The organism is Psychrobacter sp. NG25, from assembly GCF_015234355.1.
Classification (GTDB): Bacteria; Pseudomonadota; Gammaproteobacteria; order Pseudomonadales; family Moraxellaceae; genus Psychrobacter.
On record NZ_JADGMV010000006.1, the window covers coordinates 55,362 to 73,171 of the forward strand.

Consider the following 17,810-nt stretch of genomic DNA (forward strand, 5'->3'; position numbering starts at 1 on the left):
TTATCTTGTAAGAGTAACGTGTTTCGTTCAAGAATGCTCTACAGTCGTCATATACTATCTAAATATCAGTATGTTGAGACAGAGTAGAGATTCTTTGATAATAAATAATATGATGAAAAAAAGGAGTAGAGTATGAGCTTGTTAGGGAATTTAGTGAGCCAAGTTGCCCGTAGTGCGATGAATCCAGAAAGTACACAGCGTAGTCCTATCGACCAAAGCGCGAACTCGCGTGGTACTGGTGGTCTGGGTGATATATTAGGTAGTGTATTGGGTGGAAGCAATCAGGCCAGTGCCAATAATCCACAAAATAATCGTCAGGCTGATAATGGTTTTGGTTTGGATGATATTCTAGGTGGTCTGACTGGAAGCACTCAAAGCGGTGGTATGAGCTCAGGTGCTGGTGGCTTAGGAGATATCTTAGGCAGTGTATTGGGTGGCAGTCAAAAGCAAAGTGGCGGCTTTGGTGGAAAAAGCATGCTAATAGCTGCCTTAATGCCAATGGTACTCAGCTGGATCAAGCGTAATGGTGGCTTGAGTGGCGCACTATCAAAAATTACTGCTATGGGTCATGAAAGCAAAGCGCGCTCTTGGATGAGCAGTCAAGAAACTAACGATAACCTTGATCCTAATGATATCAATCGCTTGTTTGATGAAGATGAAATTCAACAAGTAGCTGCGCATACCGGTGCCAATGATGCAGAAGTACGTCAGGGTCTCGCTGAACTACTGCCTGAAGTGATGAATCAGTTAACACCAAATGGTAACTTAGATACTGAAAATGAAGCCAATGAAGAGATTGACCAAATCATTAGCAAATTATCTAACCGTCTTGGTAATTTCAAATAGTCTCTTATAAAATAAATTTCTATTTGCAAAATTAGACATATCAATGAAAGCATAATAAAAAAACAGCCCGTCACTAGACGGGCTGTTTTTTTATAGCTTATACATGAATACCATATTTAGCAGAACAGTTGTCACTAACTTGTTTTTTAATCTAAATAGATATGTTAAAAACAGTAAACAATAATGTAAGAATTCTATAAATCTTATAAAATAGCTAAGATGACAACTTAAGTGATGACGGTAATACCTGTCACACTAAGAGTATTGAATGAAAGGTATATCCATTTGTTCGTTCAATGATTTTATAAGGATTATTATTTATGCCATTTAAGCCTGTTCAAGCGGCTATCGCTATTTTAGTTGGTTTGATAATTTGGTTTGTTATCCCAGTGCCGACGGGTGTCACACCAGAAGCGTGGCATATGCTGGCACTATTCATCGCGACCATTGTTGCTATCATAGGAAAGGCATTACCTATTGGTGCCATTGCTATTATTGCCGTGACTTTAGTTGCATTGACAGGCGTCACAAGTGATAGTCCAAAGCAAGCTATTAGCGATGCCTTATCAAGCTATTCAAGCCCTTTGATTTGGCTAATTGGTATTGCAGTCATGATATCGCGTGGGTTGATAAAGACAGGATTGGGTCGCCGTATCGCTTATTATTTCATCTCTATCTTTGGTAAAAAAACCATTGGCGTGGCTTATTCCTTGGCCGCTGCTGAGCTAATGGTCGCACCCATTACACCGTCTAATACGGCACGTGGTGGTGGTATTATTCATCCCATTATGAAATCCATTGCACAAAGCTTTCATTCGACGCCAGAAGAAGGCACTCAAAATAAAATTGGTCGCTATTTAGCGATGGTGAATTATCACGCCAATCCTATTACCTCTGGTATGTTTATTACTGCGACGGCCCCCAATCCTTTAGTTGTAGAGCTGGTGAATAAAGCGACGGGTGGCGATATTCAGCTGTCGTGGACGACATGGGCAGTGGCGATGTTTATCCCTGGTATGCTTTGTCTGATCGTCATGCCATTAGTTATTTACCTGATTTATCCTCCTGATGTCAAAGCAACACCTGATGCCAAAAACTTCGCAAAAGATAATCTAACAGAAATGGGTCAAGTCAGCACCCACGAAAAAATAATGCTCGGTGTATTTGGCCTTATGTTGGTATTGTGGGCGAACATTCCTGCATTGATTTTGGGTGAGCAGTATAGCGTTGATGCCACCACAACCGCCTTTATTGGCTTGACGACGTTGATATTGACTGGTGTATTGACGTGGGATGACATTCTAAAAGAGAAGTCTGCATGGGACACCATTGTTTGGTTCGGTGCACTGATTATGATGGCCGCTTATTTGAACAAGCTTGGTTTGATTAGCTGGTTCGCGGGCAATATTGAGTCTCTTATTGGAACGACTGGGGTAGGTTGGATAGGTGCAGTGACAATTCTGACCTTAGTCTATTTATATATACACTATTTTTTCGCTAGTACTACCGCCCATATTACCGCACTATTTGCAGCATTCTATGCGGTTGGCCTGACCCTCGGCGCGCCGCCAATGTTATATGCTTTAATCTTAGCTGCAGCAGGTAATATCATGATGACCTTGACCCATTATGCGACTGGTACGGCCCCTGTAATTTTTAATTCTGGCTATGTGACGTTAAAAGAGTGGTGGAGCATTGGTGCGATTATGAGCGTGGTTAACCTAGTCATTTGGATAGGTGCTGGTTTAATTTGGTGGAAAGTGCTTGGTTATTATTAATAAGCCATCTAAATATACACTCGGTTGCCTTGTACTACTTTTAAATTGAATTGACTACATTGTTTTACCTAGGGCGTGTCTTCATTTTAAAAATGGTGATAAAAGTGAGATAAATTGCCGTCAAACAAGAAAAATAGTGCAGATAATATCGGGATATTAACTAGCTATTTGACGTAGTTTGGCAAGATTTAGCCATTTTTAGCCCATTTAGATGAATATCGAGTGAATTGAAGACACGCCTTAGTCAATATATAGGTGAGTGTTGGCTAAAAACGCTCATCTAACGTGTCTAGCGTATAGTTGAGCGCGGCAAAACATATATCAGTATTGAATCCTCTATATTGTAGAAACCGCAACTGTTTGGCTTTGTCTTTTTGCTCAATTGGTATGTCATCGCCGTATTTCTTAGTACGTGCTGTGACAGCCAATTTTAGCCAGTCTACGCCATCGACCAAGTTGTCATCATTGTCGTCTACAAATTCGCTAAATTCCTCTGACTCTGCATTTGCCATATCGATTAGTTCATCGATATTACCGGGCATAGCAATTTTCTTACGATAAAATTCTTGCTTAATACGACCACGTCCACGGCCTTTACGAATATTTTCACGTATTAGCATCAAAGTAGTGCGGTAATCGCTTTGATAGCCTTTCTCCTCAAATTCATCAAGGAGCGCATCAACTTTCTCTGGATCTTGTTCCTTATCGATGAGTTTTTGCTTCAGCTCAGATTTGCCATATTCACGGCGCGACAAATAATAAAATGCCAACCAACGTAAGCGGCTTTCGGCTTTAATCGCATCGATCTCTGCTTGTTTCTGTTCAGGTGTACGCAAATAAGCTTTGAGAGCAGCTGGTATATTATCGTTTTGATTGTCTATGTCGTTATCATCAGGAGTCGAAAGCTCAACTTCATTTTTTGATTTTCTCAAAGACGGATCAGTGCTATGACCAGTATCTGTTGCTAAGCTATTATCTGTTTCACCTCCATGAACGCTGTGCTTAACCTCTTCTAGCATCTCTTTGATACTTTGCCCTTCAGGTGGCAGGTAAGTAGGCACATCACTAGGCTCAGGGCTAAAGTTAGCCGCTGGATGGAAGCGTTTTTCACGTTTCTGACGCTTTTTAGGTTTGGATGTTTTTTGATTGATAGAGGAAGAGAAGAGTGGGTCGCTCGAGTCTATGTCAGCAGTAGAATCACTAATTAACGAGTCATTGGCTATAGCGTTATTTTTATTTGAATAGGTAGGTCGCTTGCCGGATTTACGGGGCTTTTTTGGCTCATCTTTATATGTGTGCTTAGTATATTTTTTTGGTTGGGCATTAGGAGAACTCGCTGAATCGGTGTCCGATTCAGCGAGTATTTCAGCTAAGGTTTTAATTTTCATAATAAATCATGATAATTGATAACAATTATTGAACATTCTATTATTGTACAGCTTCAGCGCCCGATTTTTCATTGGCTTCGTTAGTCTTTTTATCTTTATCTTTATCTTTGGCACTCTTTTTTGATCCAAGTTTTTCGTCGCGAATCTTATCTTCGATTTCTTGAGCAATCACAGGATTCTCTTTTAAGAACAGTACAGAGTTGGCTTTACCTTGACCGATTTTTTCGTCGCCATAGCTGTACCAAGAGCCTGCTTTACCAACGGCTCCAATTTCAACGCCTAAATCAATGACTTCGGCTAAGTGGTTAGTACCTTCACCATAAGTGATTTCGAACTCAGCTTGACGGAAAGGTGGCGCCATTTTATTTTTGATGACTTTGACACGGGTTTGGTTACCGATGATTTCATCACCATTTTTAACTGCACCAATACGGCGAATATCCATACGTACAGAGGCGTAGAACTTCAACGCGTTACCACCAGTTGTGGTCTCAGGGCTACCAAACATAACGCCGATTTTCATACGGATTTGGTTAATAAAGACTACCATACAGTTAGAGCGTTTGGCATTACCTGTAATCTTACGTAGTGCTTGGCTCATCAGACGTGCTTGCAGGCCCATATGTGAGTCACCCATCTCGCCTTCAATCTCAGCACGTGGCGTCAAAGCTGCAACTGAGTCAATAACGATCATGTCGATGGCCCCTGAACGTACCAACATATCGGTGATTTCAAGCGCTTGCTCGCCATTATCAGGCTGAGATAGCAATAGCTCATCCGTGTTTACACCCAGTTTGCGTGCATAGACAGGATCAAGTGCATGCTCAGCATCGATAAAGGCACAAGTACCACCTTGCTTCTGGCACTCTGCAATGGCTTGCAGAGTCATCGTTGTTTTACCTGAGCTCTCTGGCCCGTAGATCTCAACGATACGGCCTTTTGGTAAGCCACCAATCCCAAGGGCAATATCTAGGCCTAATGAGCCTGTTGAGACCACATCGACATCCATGATGGCTGCGTCATCGCCTAAATGCATGATGGTGTTCTTACCAAACTGCTTCTCAATCTGACCGAGTGCTGCTTTAAGTGCTTTGGCTTTATTGTCGTCCATACTAGATTCCTTATTTTCAATCATTAATGTAAAACTATCAATTTTGGTGTTATGCGTAATATATTTGTACGATAGAGAGTAGTGGCTCAATAGAGCGGGTTGCCACTTAGATAGGAAGAAACGTTCAGCATCTACCTAGGATAAATAGGTTGTCATATCGATGATACAGACAGTAATGTTTATTATGTCACCTTACTATACAGTAAAATCAAATCGTGAGATAAGCAAAAATAAGTTCATAATTAGCATCTGTTGGCATCGCTATGAAGCTATGCTGTACCTGCATATCGCGAAATTTTTCTCTTAAGTACTATTGATTGTGTAGAGTGATTATAACAAATTGCAAAGATCATTTAGTGGGTCGAATGACGGTAGACGACATTAACTGTCGCATGATATATAGATGATAGTTCGTCTAAAATAATGAAAATAGGAACTATTATTTTGGACAATATAATGGTACTGTTTGTCAATAGGCTTAAAGGTTGTCCACAGCAGATAAAGCCTAGAAATTCACGTATTGTGAAACATCGCTAACGATAAAATTTTATTTTGAAAATATTAAAAATAATTTCAAGTAGTGGTAATATTAGTCTAAATATATGATTTTTAAGTGTTTTTTAATTGTACAAAAAATGAACGATTTTACCTCACCCTTTAAGTTATCTAGGGAAATCCTTGTCAAGTGGTGACTTATACACAGGGTTATCCACAGCTTATGGGGAGAACTCACCAAACCCTTATAGCATCGATGTTTGCGTAGATTATTGATATAGAATAATGAAGAATTAATACTATTGTCACAATTGTCAAAATATATATTTAGCCATAAACCACATGCTAATGGCTATGTTTCACGTATTAATATTTTATAAGTTTTTTTTATAAAAATAGTGAAAGCTTCTAAAATAAGGCTTACAGCTGATAATTTATCAAGAATCAATCTGCAAATTAGTAAATGGTCAGTTGTAAAGCAAAAAAAGCGGCTAAATATATTAGCCGCTTTTTTAGATCTATCAAAAATATGTTATCAGTATTAATCTTTGATATAGATTAAATCCCATACCCCATGCCCACGTTCTAGGCCGCGACGCTCAAACTTGGTCATTGGACGAAAGTCAGGACGATCCGTAAAGTTACCCGCACCCGCTTGATTGGTTAACCCTGCAAAACCATCTAATACCTCAACCATCCAAAATGCATAATGCTCCCAGTCTGTCGCCGTATGGAACCAGCCACCTTGTTTTAAGCTGCGAGTGACGATGGTCATACGTTCCGCACTGACAAATCGACGCTTGTGATGACGTTTCTTTTGCCATGGATCAGGGAAGTAAAGTTGGATACGGTCGACATGATTTTCTGGTAATTGCTTGAGCAACTGAATCGCATCGCCGTTGATGATTTTGACGTTTTTTAAGCCTTGTGTGCCTGCCATATAAGCACATTTACCAATACCAGGCTCATGCACTTCGACACCGACAAAGTTGCGGGTAGGCTCTGCTGCTGCCATTTCAATAAATGAAACACCCAATCCAAAACCAATCTCTACCGTAAGTGGCGCTTCACTACCATTAGGGCTATCAGCGAATAGTGTGCGTAGATTATTGATACCTTCTAAATCACCATCACCGAAACTGTTATTGACCAAATAATCAGCAAATTCTGGAGCGGTCAGTGCCAGTTCGGCATTTTTATTCATGTGCGTACGTCGTTTCATAAACGTATTGACGATACGAATGTGTTTGCTTTCTTCAGGCGCTATCTCATTACCGATACTGTCATCGATGTCAGTATCAATATTGCTCTCAGTGCTGGTGCTAAGGTTTTTTTGTTCATCAGTAGTACTCGTACTATCGATGTTATCGTTAATATCAGGATGTTGACTCATAGGATTGACAAGACTTAATAAAATGGGTGATGTACGCTTATTATAAGTTAAATCTATACAGCTGTGAACGGACAATGCTTTTTTAATACGCTTATGCTCAATCTACCATGGAAGAGTAAAATCATTAATCTCGTTTGACGTATTGCAGATATATTCGTACTTGGCTGCCTTGTACTTCTTTTACATTGAATCAACTATATTTATCGGTCGTTTACTATTCTGTACAGCGGTTTTGGCGTTATCATATAACATGCGTAATGAATTTAAACTTTTCTTTATAGTAAATAGGGCACCTCACTATGCTATTTATCGAGACAGATTCGCCGCCTCCGTTTTATCAGGATCAGCTGACTGCTGTGAAGCGTAAACAGTTGGATAAATGGTTTATTAGTCATCGTAGCCAGCACTATTATCTCAAGCGCTTTGAGCAGTTTGATGAGCAAGGTTATCTGTCACCAAAATGGCACTGGGCTGCATTTTTTGTGACTTTCCCTTGGCTACTCTATCGCAAGCGCTATATGGATGCCATTGTATACAGTGTGGCAGGATGGTCTTTTATCCAACTCAACGTGGCATTGGTGCTGGTTGCTTTTGAGTTTGTAGCAATGTCCTATATTCCTGATGCTTATCAGATGGCTACGCGTATAGGTATTGCTGCGATAATCTGGCTGTTTTGGTCATCTATGGTTGCACGTTGGACGGACGCGTACTATTACCGTATGGCGCGCCGTGAAATTGCCGATGTTGTGGAGGACTATCAGCGAGATGAGAATGCGCAGAAAGCTCACTTGCAGAGGGAAGGTGGAGTAAGTCTGTTTGGACTAGGCTTGGGGTTTGGGTTGTTTGCATTTGCTCTAATGGTGATTAAGGTGCAGTTTTTACCGATTATTGCCAAGCCAAAAGCAAATGAAGTGGTGTTTGATGCCTATGATACGGTCAAAACGACCCAAAATCGTGTGGCATTACTTTATCAGCAAACAGGACAGTGCCCAACTAATTTGTCCTTGAATACGGCAACAGAGCAAGTAAATATCGACATTGATACCACTGCTGCTGGGGTAGCAGAGACTGACTGTGCAGTGATTGCAACGATTCAGAACATCAAGTTTCCGATACGCTATCTGAATGATCAGACACTGGTTTTTTATCATGTGCCAGACAGCGATAGTTGGAACTGTATGACGTCGCTAAATAAACGGCAAGCGCCGCAAAGTTGCTTGCCTGAATAGAACGCTACGCTATTATTTTTTAGCGTCTGTGACGATATCGTCTTTTTCATCGACTGGCGTCGCTTGGCTCTTTAGCGCTTCATAAAAATCGGTCAAATCCATTTTGCGTGCTTTACCAATGTCTTCATCAAATAAGCTCTCAAGCTCTGCCATTGCTGATTGTGCCGATTCGATCATACTGGCTTCATCATCATAAATGGCTTGCTGACGTTCAATCAAATCATCATCATAATCACGGAAAGTTTGTACCGTTTCACGCGCTTTTTCTGGTGAAATACCGAGCAACTGCAGAGACTCACGCGACATATCCAAAGACGACAAATAAGTCTCACGCCATATATGACGCACACCAACTTCACGTAGGCGATAGTAATGCTGACGATCACGTGCTCGCGCTAGGACAATCACATCTGGATAGTTTTTGCGCAAATATTGAGCGGTCGTGATGGAGCGCTCTAAGTCATCAATAGCGAGAATAAATACACGTGCTTTTTTGATACCGGCGGCGCGTAAGATTTCGGGGTTTTTTGGATCGCCATAGTAAACTTGGTTACCGAATTTTCGGACAAAGTCTACGCGATTTGCAGAGCGCTCGATGGCGGTGAATTCAATATTGTGCATGCGTAACACACGACCGATAATCTGACCAACACGGCCAAATCCGGCGATGATCACCTGGTGCTCATGGTCTGGAATGGAGTCGTATTCACGGCTTGGTTTGCTCTTAGCAAATAAAGGCTCACCTATCTTTTCTAATAGTAAAAAAGCTAATGGCGTGAGTGCCATAGAGATAGTTACAACAAGGTTCAGTGTATTGGCAAGCTCAGGACGCAGGACGTTCTGTGCGGTAGCGACACTAAATAGTACGAAGGCAAATTCACCACCTTGAGCGAGAGTCACACCCAGTCTAAGACTGGTTGGCCAGCGATTTCCTAGTACTTTTGCAATCGCTGTAATGACACCAAATTTGATAAACATCAAGCCCATCGCACAACCGATGATAAAGATAGGCTCGGCTAATATAAGTTTGACGTCGGTTAGCATCCCAACAGACATAAAGAACAAGCCTAACAGCAGCCCTTTAAAAGGCTCAATACTGGCTTCTAGCTCATGGCGATACTCTGAATCCGCTAGCAATACACCAGTTAAGAATGCACCTAAAGCCATCGATAGACCAATTTGCCCCATCAAAATAGACACACCCATTACGATGAATAGTGCGACTGCCGTTAACAGTTCCGACGCGCCACTTGATGCCACGAATTTAAAGAATGGTCGAACAACATAGCGACTGGCAAAAATGAGTCCAGCAAATACGGCAAATACCTTACCAAAATAAATCAAATCATAGCTTTGCTCGCGCACCCCTGATAAAAACGGAATGACGGCTAGTAAAGGAATAACGGCAATATCTTGGAATAATAAGATCGTAAAAGCTTCTCGACCATGGGTACTCGCAAGCTGCTGTTTTTCAGTCAATATCTGTAATACAAATGCAGTAGAAGATAGTGCAAGGCCAAAGCCTACGATAAAAGCAGTATCCAATTGTAAGGAGAAGAAATGATGTAAAAGTAACATCAGTAGCGTGCCGGTCAGGCCGACTTGCAAGCCACCGAGTACAAATATGGAGCGCCGTAATGCCCATAGTCGTGAAGGCTGAAGCTCAAGACCAATGATGAATAGCAGCATCACCACGCCAAACTCAGAAAAGTGTAATAAGCTCTCAGCGTCGCCCGCTACATCTAAGCCGCTAGGGCCTAATATCAGACCTGTGATGAGATAACCTAAAACCGTCGCAATGCCAAATCGTTTACCAAGGGGTACAAAGAGCAGTGCTGCTCCTAAGAAGATTGTAGCTTGTAACATTAAATTTGGTGAGCCGGCGGCGGCAGCAAGCATCTGATATCCTTAAGATATGGTAATAAGACAAACAATATAAAGTGGCTATGGTGAAAATAACATAGCGTCAACGTAGGTTATTTTTTACGGTAAATCTTCCAAATGCCATTATCGGCAAGCGGATTGTTATAAGCGTCATTACGGCGCTTACGTGGAGTCTGTCTGCTATCGACTATTTTGAAGTCGGGTAAAGCATGGACGATGAGTCCAGTACGATAAAAGCGTACCCGTTCGGGTTCTAGCATCTCACCTTTATTATCACGGCAAAATACATAAGCGCGTAGGTCAATAAACTCACGATGTGCAACCAAACGTGCCTCATCATCGTTATCGAATACTGCTGACATACGTGTAATTTCATCAGCACTATAATCACCGCATTTATCCGTCAGCGCACCTACTGAACCAAAGCTTTTGGATTCTTTGGCACGAGTCTTAGTTAAATGTAGACGTTGAACGTGATAGATAAACTGTGGAATCTCAAGGCTGGCTGGTAGCGGTAGATAGTCGGGTGGTAGATTGGCTGCAGGGTAAAATGCCATCGCGCGCTCAAGTATCGTTTGCCAGCGTTGTTGGTAGGCTTGGACTTCTGCCAAGTTGCCTTCATAGATAGGCATGTCACGAATTTGGCGCAAAATATCAGGTGGAAATTGCTCATCACGAAAGCTCGCAATATCTTCTTGCAGCGTTGATAGCAAAACTTTGGCGTGTTTTTTGCCATCTTTTGAAGTGGGATCGTCGATATAGTCAGGGGCGACAAAGGGCGCTGAGCGTCTAGACATAATTGTATATCTTCAATAGATCGTGAATAAGTTTTTTAAGTCTTAAGTATACAGAATTTCTATTAAAAATATGGCAACGAGATTCAATTTTTAATTATTTGTGACATGCCATTACATTGATAGAAACTAGTGTGACATGAATTTGAGGTTTTTGATTTGTTAATATTTACTTATTTTATATTCATTTGCTTGTTATAAATGGATCATAGTCAATGGTTATGTCCAATGTGACTATTATTATCAGTTGCTTGTTCGGAAATATCACAGACCAACGCATCGCTATGTGACTTAGTCTGCGGGTGCGATGAGCTTTCGACTTGGATGGTAGCGTGATGTATGCCAAGTGTGAGCAAGCGTTGTTCTAAATTGGCAATCAATAGGCTTGATTCGTGAATATTCATCTCACCATCGACGACGACATGACAAGATAAGGCATTGAGACCACTGGTAATACTCCAAACATGCAGATCATGGACTTTTTGTACCTGTGGATGGGCAATCAACGTTTGCTCAACGGTTATTAATGCTATCCCTGTTGGCGTACCTTCCATCAAGATATGTACAGAGTCACGGACAACGCGGTAACCACTAAAGAGAATCAGAATAGCAACGATGATTGACGCTGCCGCATCTGCCCATACCCAACCAAAACTCATCATCAATAGCGCTGCAATAATCGCAGCCACTGACCCCATTAAATCACTCAATACGTGTAAGTAAGCACTTTGCATATTAAGATTAACGGGTTCTTTCGTATCAGTTGTATTGTTTATTGCTTTGGTGTCATTCTCCTCGTAGCTATGACCATGTGCCTTTCCACGATTGCTACCTCGGTGCATCAGCCATGCGACCAAAATATTTACAAGCATACCGATAGTTGCGATGATGAGCATGCCCTGAGTAGCGATTTCAGGAGGGGCGTTAAAGCGTTTAATCGCTTCATAAAAAATCATTAACGCAATAATAATGAGCGTAGCACCATTGACGGTAGCGACCAATATCTCAAAACGTTTATAGCCAAAAGTCTTTTGATGAGTGGCTGCTCTTTCGCCAATTTTGAAGGCCATTAAGGTGGCGCCAAGTGCGATTGCATCACTGAGCATGTGACCCGCATCTGATAATAGTGCCAAACTGCCAGTTAGCCAGCCGCCAATGGCCTCAACGAACATGTAGCCAGTGATGATAATAAAGCTAAACAGTAATGTGCGTTGATAGCCTTTGGTATCTTGCGGTGAGGCTGACTGCTCTAAGTGTGTATCATGATCATGAGAGTTTTGCTCATCATGCTGATGTTCGGGAGTATCAGTAGCACTCTGATGCGTATCATGGGTTGCATTAGCCTTTGAATCTTCTGTAGTCATAACAAGCCTCAAATTCTCTGACATTGAATTCGATCGTCAATGTTTGCTCTACATAGTTTGCGATAGGTGCTTAAGGTATTTAGGTTACCAACCAACTGGGTCAATGTCTAAGGTCAGCTTAAGGTACTTCGCATTTGGCAAGGCAAGTACTGGCTCCCACCATTGATTAAGTACATGGTGTAATTGCCGTCTATCCTTGGCTAAGAGCAGTAGTTGCGCATGGTAACGACTATTCTTTTTACTCATTGGTGCATCGATAGGACCAAGCACAGCAAGGTTATGTGCATTCGGTAGAATACTAATGGCATCTTTTAGCGCTTGAGTGGTGGCGGTAAGTGTCTTACCTTCACAGCGTATCAATGCAGCGTGAGTATGAGGCGGCAACCCCATCATTTTGCGCTCTTGTAGTAGTTCGCGCGCAAATGATAAATATCCATCCTTCACGAGCTTTAATAATAGCTCATTATCTGGTTGCAGTGTTTGAATCAGTACTTGCCCAGATTTATCACCTCGTCCAGCGCGCCCAGCCACCTGAATCATGAGCTGTGCAGTGTGCTCAGGTGAGCGAAAATCTGCTGATAAAAAGCCACGATCAGCGTTAGGCAAACAGACCAGTGTGACGTTGGGAAAGTGATGGCCTTTTGCGACCATTTGTGTGCCGACTAATATAGTAGGAGTGCCTTCGTTGATACGCTGGTAGATATTTTCCCAGCTGTCTTTACGTCTTGTGGTATCACGGTCTATCTGAATAATAGGGTACAGCTCTTTACTGGTTTGCGGATTGGCAAAAATAGCATGTAGGTTTTCGCTGAGCCTCGTAGTTCCCATACCCTTGGCATCCAAATTTTGACTACCGCAATCAGGACACACAGTAGGAATATAGGATTGCCAGTCGCAATGGTGACATTTTAAATAAGAGTTGCTGACGTAAGTGTTATGTTGAGACTGACTATTATAATGAACAGTTAAATGAGCATCACAGCGCGGACAGTCGGCCTGCCAACCGCAAGCCTCGCATAATAATACAGGCGCATAGCCACGACGGTTTAAGAATATCAACACCTGATTGCCCGCTTCTAGTGTTTTTCGTATCGCCCCAATTAATGCATCCGTTAAGCCTGTATCGTAGCGCGCGCCATCGTCTTGTGCTTGCTGATGGGTGCTTTGCAGGCGTGCATCGATGAGTTGCATGGTGGCAGGCTTGGCATTGCCAGGACGAGTGAGCAATTGACACTCTACAAGTTTGCCATCATCGACCAATTTTAGATGTTCAAGAGAAGGGGTGGCTGTACCTAGCACCACTGGGATGTTGGCTTGTAGCCCACGATATAGTGCAACGTCAGCGGCATGATAACGTAGTGTGTCTTGTTGTTTGTAGGAACCATCATGTGCCTCATCAACGACAATTAATCCCAAGTTTGCAAAGGGGTATAGTACTGATGAGCGTGTACCAATGATGATTTGTGCATGCCCCGTGCGACAGTCTTGCCACCCTTGTAAACGATGGGTATTGTTCATCCCTGAGTGTAGCAAAACAATATGTGCAGCAAATCGACTGGCGAATCGTTCACGTGTCTGCGGCGTCAATCCAATCTCGGGCACCAAAATCAAGATTTGCTTGCCAGCTTCTAGTACTGCCTGCATCGCTTGTAGATAGACTTCGGTCTTACCGCTACCAGTAATACCGTTTAGCAAAAATCCTGTATAGCAGCCAGATTCATGTGCAGCGATGATGGCTTCAACAGCAAGCTTTTGCTCATCATTGAGATCAAGTGGCATTTTTGCAAGTTTGACAGGCGCAGGTGCTTGCTTTGGCTCAATGTAGCGCTCGATAAGTCCTTTTTCTTCCAACGTTTTCAAGAATGCTCTTTGCATACCCTCTAATAACAGTACATCTTCACTTGCGCCGCGCTCGCCATGCAGCTTGAGCATATCAAATTGCTGCTTCTGCTTTTTTGCATTGGTATGAAAGTCATCGTCAGTGATATTGGGCAGAATTCGCCAGTGCGTAATCAGCAGATCTAACGGCTTACCCTGACGAACAAGGGTTGGTAAGATAACTGCTAGAACGTCACCGAGGGGGTAGTGATAATAACGCGATAGCCAAGAAGCGAGCTTTAGCATTCGCTCGTCTAAAATAGGCTCAGCATCCAAGCAGCGATTGATAGGCTTGAGCTTATTGAGTGGCACGCTACTATTGGCTTCGGAGATATGAGCAACGACGATACCGATTAGAGTCTGGCGACCGAATGATACCTCGACCCGGCTACCAATAGGCGGTATGGGTATGGCAATCGTATTTGGCAAAGCATGCACATTTGCTGGTAGGCTATAGTCAAATACCCGATAAAGGGGCACGGGCAGAGCAACTTGTACCAACATAAAAGGCTTCGCAGTTTGATAAGATTGATGTAAAAAAAGAGCCAGAGACTAATAAGCTTAGCATGATGCTAAGCTTATATTGGTTCAATATACAATATTTTATTTAAGCAGAGTCACCATTAAAATTAGTAACTGTCAAAACTAGTCAATATATAGAATAGACTCAATCTCAACCACGCCACCTTTAGGTAATGCTGCTACCTGAACTGCTGCACGGGCAGGGTATGGTTCGCTTAAATTGGCAACAAATACTTCGTTTAAAACAGCAAAATCACTCAAATCAGTTAACGACACGTTGAACTTAACCACATCATTCAAACTGCCGCCAGCAGCTTCACAGATGGCTTTGATATTTTCAAATACTTGCTCTGCTTGTGCTTTAAAACCTTCTCTTAACTCCATCGTATCAGGATCAAAACCTAATTGACCTGAAATATAAACAGTATTGCCGACTTTTACGGCTTGTGAGTAAGTACCAACAGCGGCAGGGGCTTTATCAGTTTGGATAGTTTGACGAGTCATATTATGTCCTTTTTATGCTTTTTTGGTTTGGTTAATAGTGGCGTTTCATCATCTTGTAGATTTCAGTACAAATGACGATATGCCTTAATTGTAGGTGCTAAGAATCAAGTAAAACAGTTTATCATTATTTGAGAGTTTTCTAAAATTGCTGAATAAAAAATCCAGTGTTTTCTTAAGCAAGCGTTAATGATAAGCCATCGCTCTAATATTCAATTCAATATACTTTAGAAACAACTTAGAGAAGATTGATCTAGAAATAGTAAAGGCTAGCACAGGTACTACGAATAGTAGACTGAGCGAGCCTGATGCTGTATCTGATTTATATCAATTGACTATATTATAGTTGATATAGGCGTATGATATTAGGAAAGCCAAGTAATGAGCGCAGCTCTCGAATACCCTGTGCTAAGTGATTACGACTACGTACAATGATGTGAATGATGGTATCACTGTTACGGACGTCAACGGTTTCGATGCCCATGTTTAATTGACGCAAATGATAAACGACTTCAGTGATTTGCTCATCGCTGAGAGCGACAGAGAGCTTTAAATAAGCAGGGAAGCGAATTTTACCAGTGTTTTTAATATTGTATTCATCTGGATCACCTTGTTTGACCGCTTTATCATTACGCCAACGTAGCTGAATCACTTGATAGGGATTGTCTTTACGGATGTCGTCCAAAGAGAAGCATTTGTGTCGATGCACCACCAGACCATGGCGCGATAAATGGCCAACGATAGGGTCACCATAGATAGGATGACAACAGTTGGCGAAGTCGAGTTCAACCCCAGAGGCGTTTACTATGAGCTGCTGCGGTTGAGTCATGTCATCGTTATGTTCTCGAGCTTGCAGATCGCGAACTTCATCGCTGAATAAGCGGGTCACCACGAGTTGTGGTAATAATGTGCCAGAGCTTATTTGTTCAAATAGTGCCTCTTTCTCTGTCAGCCCACGCCATTCAGTAAGGTTTTTCCAGTCACTTTCGGTCAAGTCATCCAGACTTTTTTGGTAGGTTCTTAGTGCCCTGTCCAATGCTTGCTGACCATGATGCTGCTTGTCTGCAGCGGATAAATCTTTAAACCAACGTAAAATTTCTTCACGGGCTTTGTTGGTGACCACAAACCCAAGCCATTCCGCTTTCGGCTCTGAGTGACTGTTAACCTCAATTTCGACTAGCTGTCCATTTTTTACCACGGTGCCAAGTTTGGCAGCTTTGCCTTCGATATTGGCACCAACGGCCACGTTACCTACCATCGGTCCGACAGCGTAGGCAAAGTCTAGCGCCGTTGCCCCTTGTGGTAGCTCATAGGCACGACCTTTTGGGCTATAGCAGATGATTTTACTGGAGTGCAGATAATCCATCAGCTCATTAATCGTAGCGACTGCTGCTGCAAAATCAGGACTATGTGTATTTAAATTGTCTTCATCGACCAAGTCTTTCATGTTGCGTAGTGATGCTTGAATGACTGATTGACTGACGTCGGAGGCATGTTCTGCACCGATGACCCCAAGTCTGGCAGCATTTTGCATTTGCTTGGTCAAAATAGTCACTTTGACCACATCGTTATCACGCTCATAGATAAGCGTGAGCGATTGATTACCGCCCGGTAGTGGTCGACGAATATTATCAGCGATATGAGTATCGTCAATTTGGTATTTTTTAATCAGGTAATAAGCGAGTTTGTCACAGGCTTCGATATTGTCGAGAATAATCTCAAACGCATAGTGACGTAGTAGCGCATTAATCTCGCCACGGTTTCGGAAAAACTGACGGTATATCACCACGCGATTGTCTAAAACAGTGACCAGTCCATTCAGATCCAAGTTATTGAGTACAATACTCAAATAGCGATGAATGGCTTCTCTCTGAAAGTTACGTCCTAGGCCATGTTGTAGTAACTTATCGGATATCTTGTTATACATATCAGAGTCAAGATTGCGATAACACAGCACCTCGATATAATCAGCAATATCATTGAGACCCATCAACCGCGCAAATGGCACATAAAAATCTAGCGTTTCCTGTGCAGTAGTGCGTTGTTTTTCAGGACGTACTGCGTCAAGTGTAGACATATTGTGTAAGCGGTCGGCAAGCTTAATAATCAACACACGCGGATCAGCAAGCGTGGCGGTCAAAATCTTATGAAAGGTCGCGGCTTTATTTTGTTGCTTATTATGCGAAGAGGATTTTAGCTTGGTCACACCATCAACCAATCTTGCCACCACGATGCCATAGCGCTGCTCAACTTGCTCATAGCTCACATCAGTATCTTCGACCGTATCATGCAAAATGGCGGCAATAACGGTATCTCGGTCCAATCGAAAACCTGCCAGTATCTCAGCAACCGCAATCGGGTGGGTGATATAAGGTTCCCCTGATTTGCGCTTGTCTTTGATGTGCGCAATATCACCGAACTCACAGGCATCAACAATATCACGGCGTTCAGCGGCAGTGAGATAACCTACTGAGCGCAGCAAGTTATATTGAGCGTCATCCACTAGGTGATGACTGAGTTTGGGTAAGGTTTGACTCATAAAGTAACGATCCTATTTTCCATTACCTATTTGCCTGATTGTCTGTCGAGGTAAATGGTGACTGAGTGAATACTATAAAAATCTTGAG

Annotated in this window: 12 protein-coding genes; 3 read left to right on the forward strand and 9 right to left on the reverse strand. The window is 42.3% G+C overall.

The genetic code is table 11. The features are described 5' to 3' along the window. Nucleotides 1-132 precede the first annotated feature (132 nt). On the forward strand, nucleotides 133-846 hold the full coding sequence (locus tag IPZ60_RS10055) for a YidB family protein (RefSeq protein ID WP_194197665.1): 714 nt from the start codon (nucleotides 133-135) through the stop codon (nucleotides 844-846). A gap of 320 nt (nucleotides 847-1,166) precedes the next feature. Next, nucleotides 1,167-2,624, forward strand: a complete 1,458-nt coding sequence (locus tag IPZ60_RS10060; RefSeq protein WP_194197666.1) for an anion permease — start codon at nucleotides 1,167-1,169, stop codon at nucleotides 2,622-2,624. A gap of 266 nt (nucleotides 2,625-2,890) precedes the next feature. Here IPZ60_RS10060 and IPZ60_RS10065 read toward each other — a convergent pair whose 3' ends face one another. The 3 genes from IPZ60_RS10065 to trmB all read right to left on the reverse strand — a co-directional run bounded on the left by IPZ60_RS10065 (nucleotide 2,891) and on the right by trmB (nucleotide 7,011). After that, nucleotides 2,891-4,012 (reverse strand): regulatory protein RecX, encoded by a 1,122-nt coding sequence (locus tag IPZ60_RS10065; RefSeq protein ID WP_194197667.1) that lies wholly within the window; start codon nucleotides 4,010-4,012, stop codon nucleotides 2,891-2,893. Between the two features lie 40 nt (nucleotides 4,013-4,052). Beyond that, on the reverse strand, nucleotides 4,053-5,123 hold the full coding sequence (gene recA, locus IPZ60_RS10070; protein WP_194197668.1) for a recombinase RecA: 1,071 nt from the start codon (nucleotides 5,121-5,123) through the stop codon (nucleotides 4,053-4,055). A gap of 1,036 nt (nucleotides 5,124-6,159) precedes the next feature. Next, a complete protein-coding gene (trmB, locus tag IPZ60_RS10075) occupies nucleotides 6,160-7,011 on the reverse strand; it encodes a tRNA (guanosine(46)-N7)-methyltransferase TrmB (protein WP_194197669.1) in 852 nt (283 codons plus the stop codon). Between the two features lie 299 nt (nucleotides 7,012-7,310). On the opposite strand from trmB, the gene IPZ60_RS10080 reads away from it, so the two are divergent. Beyond that, nucleotides 7,311-8,240: a DUF2628 domain-containing protein gene (locus IPZ60_RS10080; RefSeq protein WP_194197670.1), complete on the forward strand. Its 930-nt coding sequence runs from the start codon at nucleotides 7,311-7,313 to the stop codon at nucleotides 8,238-8,240. A gap of 12 nt (nucleotides 8,241-8,252) precedes the next feature. On the opposite strand, the gene IPZ60_RS10085 is transcribed toward IPZ60_RS10080, so the two are convergent. The 6 genes from IPZ60_RS10085 to IPZ60_RS10110 form a co-directional block, all read right to left on the reverse strand. Next, nucleotides 8,253-10,139 carry a monovalent cation:proton antiporter-2 (CPA2) family protein gene (locus tag IPZ60_RS10085; RefSeq protein WP_194197671.1) on the reverse strand — a complete coding sequence of 629 codons (1,887 nt, stop codon included), beginning with the start codon at nucleotides 10,137-10,139 and terminating at the stop codon, nucleotides 8,253-8,255. Nucleotides 10,140-10,216: 77 nt separating this feature from the next. After that, nucleotides 10,217-10,921, reverse strand: coding sequence for a hypothetical protein (locus IPZ60_RS10090; RefSeq protein WP_194197672.1), 705 nt, complete (start codon nucleotides 10,919-10,921; stop codon nucleotides 10,217-10,219). Nucleotides 10,922-11,130: 209 nt separating this feature from the next. Beyond that, complete coding sequence (locus IPZ60_RS10095) at nucleotides 11,131-12,282, reverse strand: cation diffusion facilitator family transporter (protein ID WP_194197673.1); 1,152 nt, start codon at nucleotides 12,280-12,282, stop codon at nucleotides 11,131-11,133. Between the two features lie 84 nt (nucleotides 12,283-12,366). Continuing rightward, the gene (locus tag IPZ60_RS10100; RefSeq protein WP_194197674.1) at nucleotides 12,367-14,664 is read right to left on the reverse strand and encodes a primosomal protein N'; all 2,298 of its coding nucleotides are present in this window, start codon (nucleotides 14,662-14,664) and stop codon (nucleotides 12,367-12,369) included. A gap of 141 nt (nucleotides 14,665-14,805) precedes the next feature. Further along, nucleotides 14,806-15,186 carry a RidA family protein gene (locus IPZ60_RS10105; protein ID WP_110923276.1) on the reverse strand — a complete coding sequence of 127 codons (381 nt, stop codon included), beginning with the start codon at nucleotides 15,184-15,186 and terminating at the stop codon, nucleotides 14,806-14,808. Nucleotides 15,187-15,523: 337 nt separating this feature from the next. Continuing rightward, nucleotides 15,524-17,722, reverse strand: coding sequence for a bifunctional (p)ppGpp synthetase/guanosine-3',5'-bis(diphosphate) 3'-pyrophosphohydrolase (locus IPZ60_RS10110; RefSeq protein WP_194197675.1), 2,199 nt, complete (start codon nucleotides 17,720-17,722; stop codon nucleotides 15,524-15,526). Nucleotides 17,723-17,810: the final 88 nt, after the last annotated feature.